Source organism: Nocardia rhamnosiphila NBRC 108938 (genome assembly GCF_000720425.1).
GTDB classification, from domain to species: domain Bacteria; phylum Actinomycetota; class Actinomycetes; order Mycobacteriales; family Mycobacteriaceae; genus Nocardia; species Nocardia rhamnosiphila.
The window spans coordinates 1-1,321 of sequence record NZ_JOAJ01000040.1 but is presented as its reverse complement, the minus strand read 5'-3'; the positions used below and the strand labels follow the sequence as shown (position 1 = coordinate 1,321).

At 67.9% G+C, this 1,321-nt stretch carries 1 protein-coding gene; it reads left to right on the top strand.

What is annotated here, in order from left to right; genetic code table 11:
* Positions 1–16: 16 nt before the first annotated feature.
* The coding region (locus IG75_RS0135550) for a condensation domain-containing protein (protein ID WP_425600716.1) at positions 17–1,321 on the top strand (1,305 nt) is incomplete at its 3' end.

Sequence of the window (1,321 nt, the reverse complement as noted above, 5' to 3'; positions counted from 1 at the left end):
TCGTACCGATTTCCAGGTGAAGTTCCGTGGTCAGCGGATCGAGCTGGGTGAGATCGAGTCGGCGCTGCTGGCGCAGCCGGTGGTGAGCCAGGCCGTGGTGACGGTCGCGGCCTCGGATCTGGGTGAGCAGTTGGTCGCCTACGTGGTGCCCGCACCCGGAGAGCAGATCGAATCGGCTGCTCTACTGGACTCCCTCCGTGGTGTGCTGCCGGTCTACATGGTTCCCGCCGTGGTCATGGAACTGGACGCGTTCCCGTTGAACACTTCGGGCAAGCTGGATCGTAAGGCTCTGCCTGCCCCGGTGTTCGAGACCCGGGAGTTCCGGGCGCCGTCGACGCCGATCGAGCAGATCGTGGCGGATGTGTTCGCCGACATTCTCGGTATCGAGCGGATCGGTGCCGATGACGATTTCTTCGCCCTGGGTGGTAACTCGCTGATCGCGACCCAGGCCGCGGCCCGGCTCGGTGCCGCACTCGATTCCACGGTGCCGGTGCGTGCGCTGTTCGAGGCGCCGACCGTGGCCGGTCTGGCCGTGCGGGTCGAACAGCTCGCCGGCGACGGCGGACGCCCCGCATTGGTGCGGCGGCCGCGTCCGACGCGGGTTTCGGTCTCGGGCGAGACCGAAGGAGCGGTGCCGCTGTCGCCGGCACAGCAGCGCATGTGGTTCCTCAACCGCTTCGACGGAGGCTCGGCGGCCTACAACCTGCCGCTGGCGCTCCGCCTGTCCGGCGATCTGGATGTGGAGGCCCTGCGCGCGGCGGTCGCCGATGTGGTCGCCCGGCACGAAGTGCTGCGGACGGTGTATCCGGAGACCGAATCGGGTCCGGTTCAGGTGGTATTGCCGGCCGGGGATGCCGCACCGCGTTTGCAGGTGCGTTCGGTGGCTGCCGAGGACGTTGTTCCGGCGGTGGCGGAGTTGGCATCCGCCGGTTTCGATGTGGCTGCCGAGGTGCCGCTGCGGGTCGAACTGTTGCGCGTGCGGGGTGCGGGCGATATCGGCGAAGCATCCGATGCCGCCGGTGAATTCGTGCTGGCGATGGTGGTGCACCATATCGCGGCCGACGGCGCCTCGGTGGCGCCGCTGACCCGGGACGTGATGATCGCCTACGCGGCTCGTGCCGTGGGTGAGGTGCCGAGTTGGGCGCCGTTGCCGGTGCAGTACGCGGATTACAGCATCTGGCAGCGGGAGTTGCTGGGTGATGAGGCCGATCCGAAATCGTTGGCGGCGCAGCAGGTCGGGTATTGGCAGTCGATGCTGGCGGGTATTCCGGATCAGTTGGATCTGCCGTCGGATCGGCCGCGTCCGGCGGTGCAGTCGTTT